The sequence below is a fragment of the Cupriavidus sp. MPR-AND1C genome (assembly GCF_058809705.1).
This window is the reverse complement of sequence record NZ_JBXASU010000036.1, coordinates 63,294-70,960: the sequence shown is the minus strand read 5'-3', so window position 1 is coordinate 70,960 and position 7,667 is coordinate 63,294. Positions and strand designations below refer to the sequence as shown.

The following is a 7,667-nucleotide window of genomic DNA, read 5'->3' as shown; positions in this document are numbered from 1 at the left end:
CTGAGATAATGTCGGCTCACCGGTCCAATTGCCGATGAGCCATTACCTGCCCTCCACACAAAAGAACTGACAGGCCCTCGCGGGTACAACTCAGGCGGAAGCCGCGTCCGATGGCTCGTCTTTGTATTCCAACTCATCGTCCTCAACCTCGAACACGCCTTCCAGATAGTCCGCCTAACGTTCTTGCAGATATCTGAGCGACTACGCCTTGTCCACCTGCACTCCAGCCCGCCCGGAATCAACTTCATCCGGGCGCGGTTCTCGTCGAGGACCTGCCCCCAAGCGTTTTGCGTAGATGTCAACGTTCGGCTTCGCGAGAATCAAGCTGGACTCGTCTTGCACCAATTGCTCAGTGCAGGGCGCCAGGTTTTTGCTGATCTCCCAAGAATTCCAGGCGACTCCGACCTTGGTGCGCGGATCGCTCATCACCGAGAACGCGTATCGCTGGACTACGTCACCTCGTCCGATCCGATATCCACCCTTGGCGCATTCAGTTCAACGACCAGATGCGACAACTTGTTGCAACAGCGCGCCGAGCGGCATGTTGTTGACCTCGGTCTTGCTGGGGACGTCGTTCTCATCGATCGCCCGAACAAGGGCCCGTGGAAGGATGTTGAACGTCTGCACTAGGTGCAACGTGTTGTGCTTCTGTTTGCCGTGGGCCGCGGCGGACCGGCTGTCGTACAGTTCAAAAATCTCGCGCTGGAGGGCAGCCGTTCTACACCGGGCGGAGGAACGTACGACGCGATCAACACCGACACGCGGAACCTCAATTCTGACGTCGAGGGCGAGAACAGCGCTTCGAGCGCGCCTCATAGAGTCACGAGCGTCAGCGCGTGATTCAGGACGAACGTGGACAGCTCGAACGCCTCCATGGCGAGCCGAAAGTCCGCGGGCGATGCCATGAGCGAGATGGCGTTCGACCAGTATTCCCGAACCCAGCCAGGCGGTCCGATCACCGGGTCGGGTCGTATGAGCGCCAGTTGAATGTACTGCTCCTTCGATTCGACTGGCGTGAGCCGGATCCCCCGATCCGGGATAGATGCGAAAGGGAATGGCTCGATTGCACGAGAAACCGGATCGACGCATATCTGCAGCACACTGGCACTCCGGGCTACGTCCTTCGCACCAACGTGCGGCGGCATGGATAACCAACCACTGTCAGATTTAGTCTAGGCTATTGCAAATTACGTACCCGGACGTCATGGTACCCCCACGGTTCCAGACACGACTTGGAATCAGAGACGTCGTTAGCAAACGGCTGTTGACGCTCGGGGGAAAAACTGAGCAGCAACAATGCCGTAATCTATCCGTAAAAGCGACGGAATGATTGAGCCCCGTGGCATGGGACAACGGGGCTCCGCCCTCAATCCGCCATCGCCTTCAGCAGCGCATCCCGCCCATCCTGATAGAACTCGATGTCCAGCTTGGTCGCCATCTCGTCCGACAAATCGAACAGTTGACGTCGGCACGATACAGGCAGGAGTAACGACTTAGCACCTTTCTCAACGGCTATCTCAGCCAGGGAAACTGCGTTGTGGATAGGTTCGATGGTGCCGCCCAGGGTCACTTCACCTACCACGACCAAACCACCTCGAATCGACTTTTTCAATAGAGCACTAGCCAGCGCGATGAGAGCGGCCACGCTAGTCTTGGCGCCCGACTTGGCGGCATCGAACCCTCGCAACTGCACAGAAAACTCATGTGAACGTGGGTCTCGGTCCCCAACTAGCTGCTGCGCCCTTGCATAGAGGTTCTGCTCGGCACAGCGAATCGATTCCTTGAAAGGGGCCGGCACCGGATTGTTGAGCACTCTCACACCGCTGCCTGGTCCCTCGCTGACCTCGAGGCGGAACAGCCCCGGATACTCGTCCTGGCCGCCGGGGCTCAGTGTCCAAATCTGTCCGCACTCGAGCGGCTCATCGCCAATACCGCCCTGACTTTGAAGTTCGGGCGTGCTCACAAATTTTTCGACACCTTCCGCGCCTATGGTGTAGCTGAAATGCGTGTTGCGGAACTCCGCCGCGCCGATGCGCTTCTGCTGCTCCTTCACGCGACGCCGCACCTCCAGAGCCAGCCGCACAGCCCACTCCAAGTCTTCATCGCTCACCGCCATCTCGGGGTTCGGGTAGAGCAGCTTGAGGAGACCGCTGACCGTCTTGTTGACGCCATTCAGGTCGCGGCCAGATAAGGCGCCGCCCCAATATACGCGGCCCTGTAGCGTCGAGACACGGCTCTGGTTGCGCAATTGGGTGAAGCACTCAGACAGGAAATCACTGACCAGGCCGAAGTGTTCGGTGAATAGGCCCGGGGTGAGCTTGGGCACATCCCAGCCTGGCAGGAAACAGTGAATGCGGTCCATGAAGGCTGTGTCGTCGCGCATCTCTGGAGGCAGCGGGCCAAACAGGTGGCCGATACGCTGCTGGTGCTCGACGTCCACATCGAAGTTACCAACTAGCACTATGGAGCCGTCGGCACGTATGCTTTCCTTGCCGCGCGAAAACTCTCCGCTCTCCATATAGCCCTTCATAATGTTGACGCCGTCCTTCTGGTCAAAGGACACGCCGGACACCTCGTCGAAGCAGACCACGTCGTACTGGCACACCAAACCACGTTGCCCATTGGCGTTGTTGACGAACATGCGCGCCACTGTAGCCTTCCCGCCGGAAATCAGGTGCGCGTAGGGCGAGACTTGCTGGAACAGGTGCGACTTGCCTGTGCCACGTGGTCCCAATTCGACCAGGTTATAGTTGCGCTCGACGAAAGGCACCATGCGTAGCAGCAGCGCATCTTTGGCCCGCTCGGGCAAGGCCTCCGGCTCGAAGCCCACACTGCGAAGCAGCAGGTCCCGCCACTCGGCAGTCGAAAAGCTTTCGCGCCCCTTGGCCAGCACGTCCAGCACCTCACGCTTGGACAACTGGATGGCGCGCAGTGCGTCGACGCCAAATGGCCTGCCGCCTTTCTCCTGCGCAATCGATGCGTCGTAGCCTAGCGTGACCTCGGCGTAGAAACCGCCTGTCAGCATGCGCTCGTTGTCCTTGACCATCTCGGGTGTCAGCCGGACGTCCGTCAGCCGCAAGCTGGGAAGTGTGGCGATGTAGGAGTCGGTCTTGGCATCCAGGCGCGCTGTAATGATGTCGATGATTTTCACGGAACCCGACTCACGTGCCCGAGCCTTGAAGAGCTCCTCCTCGCCCGCCTTGACGGTACGGGAAGCCAGCTGACGCTGGACGATGTCGAGGCCCTCCTGGATTTCGGCCTCGTCCGTTGTCGCGCAATAGCGGCCCAGCAAAAACTCGACAACATAAGTCGGCACCGGAAACTGGCGACTGAACGTGCGCACCAGGTCCTTCCGAACCACATAACCCTCGAAGGCAGTCGTAGCTTTTCTGTCCAAGTTATCGAGTTGCATTTTTTCTACCTATTGTGGCGCGCTGGTCGCAACCATAATCCTACTTTGGGTTTTGCTTCCGAGTCAGGGTTTTGAGTCAGCGTGAGTCACACCGCAATCCATCATCCTCCTACCGTGGTCGCCAGTTTCTGCAGCACATCACCAGCTGAACTTAGGACCACCACCACGGCAGCAGAACCCATGTGGTCATCGTCGGCAATGGCTAGGTTTGCCTTGCCGCCAGCCACTGGCTTTGTGCTTGCTAACAACGAGGTGGATGCCAGTACGGGCTTGGAGCGAATGTCGACGGTCAAACCTGGGGAAGCGCTATCGACTTCGACAACGCATCGCAAGCCTTTCCAGGTCACTGCTTTGATGGTGACCGCCAATACTGTTGTCGCCGAGCCAGCCTCTAGCTCAAGTACTGGCACAAGGCATTCCTGCAGGCTGATGCCACCGTGGGCGTATTCCGCTCCCGCTATAAAAGACGCTACCCCTGGGGCGTAGGCCACCTGGACGTCTTTGCACCAATCCCAGCCAAACGTCAGCGGGGTGCCATGGGCGGTGCCTTTCAGTACCGCGCAGCGCCCCCAACGAGTTTCTGCCTGGTGCTTGGGCAGCTCAGTCTTGGGTAAGCCGCCTGGAAGGAGCAACCAACCGTGGTCGGTCACGATGCGCACGCGCTTCCAGCCGGCCTGGCACAGTTCGCCAACCCGCTCCACTACTTGGCCCAATTGAGTCTCTAGATCGCGCGCCAGACGCACACCGTGCTCGTGCCCGTAGTGGTCCAGGTCGCCCGCCTCGGTCCAGGCACGGCCCTGCGGGTCTCCGGTCTCGTGCTTATCCAGCGGCTGTATGCCATGCTCGGCCAGCAGCTTGCGAAAATTGTGGCCCGACAGCGGCTTACCATCTGCAGCTACGCGGGGCTCGAACTCCACGTCGTCAGCCGTGCCTGACACTTGGTCCGCAACAGGCGAACTCCAGGCTTTGCCGGAAGCGGTCACCGAAGGCAAGCTGGTCCAATGGGCGGAAAGACTCGTCTCGCCCAGTCCTGACAGACGCCTGCGCAGGCGCATCGCCACATCGTAGCGCAAGCCATCGACGAACAGCGTACAAGTGCCGGCGCCTTGTTCTCCAACCGTATTCGCAGACAAGGGCACCAGCCCGCCAGCGACCTTGATGGCCTCCTGCAGCCGTTTGGCTGCCTCCTCGACCCAGGGCAGGTAGACCGCGCGAAGGGCCGCCGAGATGGCTTCAACGTCGGCCTTCAAATGCACAGAACCCAGTGCATGCAGCGCGGCCTCGTCCACCTGCCAACCCGACTGCTGATAGCTGACGGCCAGTTCGGCCGGCGTCTGGCCGATAGGAATAGTCGCGCTTAGCTCAGCAGCTTTGCACAGATGCGCCAGCGCCGCCGCCAGCGGCGAACGGCCCATGCGGTTCCATAACCAGCTACGTCGTATGCCATGCTCAGTCTCCGCAGCCAGAATGGCCATGCGTGCCTGTTGTGCGTCCATGGCGGCGCAGACTAACAAGGCATTTCGCAGTGCAGACTCACTTTGCTCGTTAGCCTGCGGATAACCGGCCAGTTGGTCGAGGTCAGGAAATAGACCCATCTGTGGGGGCTGAACCGTGGCAAGCAGCTCGAACACCTTCGGAAAGCTGGTGTAAGAGTCTCTGTATAGCTCGGCAACCGCTGCCCATTTGCCTGCGGCCTTCGCCAACAACTCGGCCGCCACAAGCGTTCCGTCGGAGATAGGGTCAACGCCAAAGTCCGACTTGCACCGATTGGCAAACACATCCCATCGAACACCTTTCCATTGATTCCGGGCGCTCTCCGGGTCGTTCAGCCAAACCAATAGGTCGCGTGCGGGATTTGGCGCCAGCAGGCTGTGCAGCCACTCGGCGTTGATCTGCCGGCCCTTTAGCTCCTCCACGCTGCGCTCCAGCAGCACGCCGGCCTCCAGCGCCTGGCCCAGGGCTTCTTGCGTGGCCCTGTCCTGTGCCACGTCCAAGCCCAGGCCGCCGTTCTTCGATGCCAGAAAGGCGCTCAGGGTCCAGTCCTTGGCGTTGGCCTGGCTCCAGAAGGCACCACGATACTGAAGCTCAGCCAAGGGCTGCAGGTCGCGCGGGCAGCTTTCTATAGCGCGCAGGTCGGCACGGCTGACGCCCGGCAGATAGACCACCGGCACTGTGCCAAGCGACACATCACCCAGCGTACGAGCAACGGCGCATTTCAGCCATATGGCGGGCCCGCAGCGCCGCTCGGGCTGGTAGGCACCCAGTACCAACAACTGCGGCATTGCCATCATTGCGCGCTCCAGGACCGACTGCCACTGCCTTTCCTTGTCCGGCCACAGCACGGCCGCCGCAGGGACTGCCGCATGGCTGTTGCCGGCCGCCGCTTTGCTCAACGCGTCGGTCAAGCGACTCAGGACTGTGTCGCTCATGCTGATGGCCTCGCTTGGGGTTGGGCGTGCGGCGCTTCGGATGTCGCGCAACGACACAGGGGGTCGTTCGAGGGGCGCTTGCAGACCGCGCAGGGCTCATAGTACAGGCGCTCCTCCACTTGAATTTGCGGTGGGGTGCGGCCTGTGTGGGTCCAAAAGTAGGTCGGGTCCACCCAAGCCATCACCTCACCTGGCACAAGGCTGTTGTCCTCACGCGCTGCCAGGTTTGAGCGCACCATGAGGTCGCCGGATTCGGTAGCCCCGCCTACGTCCGCATTTGAATCCAACAGGCCCGAGCGCATCCATCCTGCCTTAGCGCCTGGCGTAGCAAGGGCGAATTCGAGGTCATGCACCTCATCCTCGACCCGACCCTTCTGATTCAGGGACCATGCCTGAATCTTCATCACTAGGTTCTCGTCGACGCTGACGTCGAGTTCAAGTCGCTCCCTGAACGGACGCGCTTTTGCATCCACCTTCAGCATCATGTTGCACAGCGAGCGTCGCTTGTCATCGGGCAGCACGCGTGGCCCAGGTCGATGCGGGCTGACCAGATTGAACTTCCCGAATCCATCGCTCGGGTCAACGCAGTAGAGAGAGAAGCGCTCGCTTCGCTGCTCCCGTTCCAGCGGCATCTCCAGGCCGGCCTGGAGTAATGGCAGGTAGGAATTTCGCGCTAGCGTGAGCTCCACGTTCTTGGCCAGATGCAGGCGCGCCCGGTCGTGGGCGACCCAGGCGGCCCCGTCGGCAATGGCCGACGCGCTCTTGCGCGAGACATGGACCCTGCCCGGCCCGAACAACTCGTCGAGACGGTTCTTCACCAGCGGCATGTTGACCATGCCGCCCGTGGCCAGGCACAGCTCCACCGACGCCGTCGAATAGCCTTCGCGCTCCAGCAGCCGCTCGATGCGGGCCACACCCTTGCGTACTAGGTGCCCCACGATGTCGTGCAGGTCGTCGCGCGCCAGGGTCACCTGCAGGTCGGCCTGTTCCTCGCTCTGGTAGTACGGGTCGACGTAGACGTTCCAGGTGTTTCGGCCGCTCAGTTGAATCTTGGCCTTCTCGCACTCGTGCAACAGGCGCTTGCGGGCTTCTGGCAGCACCTCCACATCGTCTCCCAGATTTTGCGCTGCATGCGAACGCCGCTCCACCTCGTTGCGAAGCTCTTCATCGAACACGTCGCCACCGACCTCATCGGTGCCGTCGTTGGCCACCTGCACCAGCAACCCGTCGAGCACGCGGCACAGCGTCAAGTCCAGAGTGCCACCACCCCAGTCGAAGACCAGCAGCAGCTTGCCGTTGTAACGCTTGACCAGGTCCTCCGTGCCTTCCGATGAACGCAGGTGGCCATACAAAGCTGCCAGGGGCTCATGAACGAACTGCACCACGCTCATGCCGGCCTGCCTGAAAGCCTGCCGAAGCAGCGCACGCCGCCGGCCGTCCATGTTGACTGGGATGGTCGCAACGACACGGTCCATCTTCAAGTCGCGGCCAACCTTGGTCTGCAACACGAAGCGGCGCACATGGTCGAGCACATACTCGACCATCTGCACGGGGTCCCGCCGGACGCCGTCAATAATGAGTTCATCGCGCCCGAGCAGCGTCTTGGGGGAACGAACCGTGCTGCCCTGCACGCCTAGGCCTGCGCTCGTAAGTTTGTCGTGAGCCTTCCGCCCAACCTCCACCTTGCCGCCCTCGAAGCTGACGACCGAGGGTATCGGCTGCTCGCTGTCCAGAAAGGTGATGACCGCGTCGCCGACGACGGCCGACGCCAAGCTGTTCGTCGTCCCAAAATCGAAGCCCAAGACAAAATTGTTGCCGGCCATCCC

The 7,667-nt window shown here is 61.0% G+C and carries 5 protein-coding genes; all 5 read right to left on the bottom strand.

Annotation, left to right across the window (positions count from 1 at the left end; all coding sequences use genetic code 11):
* Nucleotides 1–495: 495 nt before the first annotated feature.
* Nucleotides 496–816: a hypothetical protein gene (locus AC1RWI_RS19995; protein ID WP_492868236.1), complete on the bottom strand. Its 321-nt coding sequence runs from the start codon at nucleotides 814–816 to the stop codon at nucleotides 496–498.
* A complete protein-coding gene (locus AC1RWI_RS19990) occupies nucleotides 813–1,100 on the bottom strand; it encodes a hypothetical protein (protein WP_492868234.1) in 288 nt (95 codons plus the stop codon). The genes AC1RWI_RS19995 and AC1RWI_RS19990 overlap by 4 nt, the downstream gene beginning before the upstream one ends.
* Nucleotides 1,101–1,366: 266 nt before the next feature.
* A complete protein-coding gene (gene brxL / locus AC1RWI_RS19985) occupies nucleotides 1,367–3,412 on the bottom strand; it encodes a protease Lon-related BREX system protein BrxL (RefSeq protein WP_492868232.1) in 2,046 nt (681 codons plus the stop codon).
* Nucleotides 3,413–3,513: 101 nt separating this feature from the next.
* Entirely contained in the window at nucleotides 3,514–5,841 is a 2,328-nt protein-coding gene (pglZ, locus tag AC1RWI_RS19980; RefSeq protein WP_492868230.1) for a BREX-1 system phosphatase PglZ type B, read from the bottom strand.
* Nucleotides 5,838–7,664, bottom strand: coding sequence for an Hsp70 family protein (locus tag AC1RWI_RS19975; RefSeq protein ID WP_492868228.1), 1,827 nt, complete (start codon nucleotides 7,662–7,664; stop codon nucleotides 5,838–5,840). The genes pglZ and AC1RWI_RS19975 overlap by 4 nt, the downstream gene beginning before the upstream one ends.
* Nucleotides 7,665–7,667 lie beyond the last annotated feature (3 nt).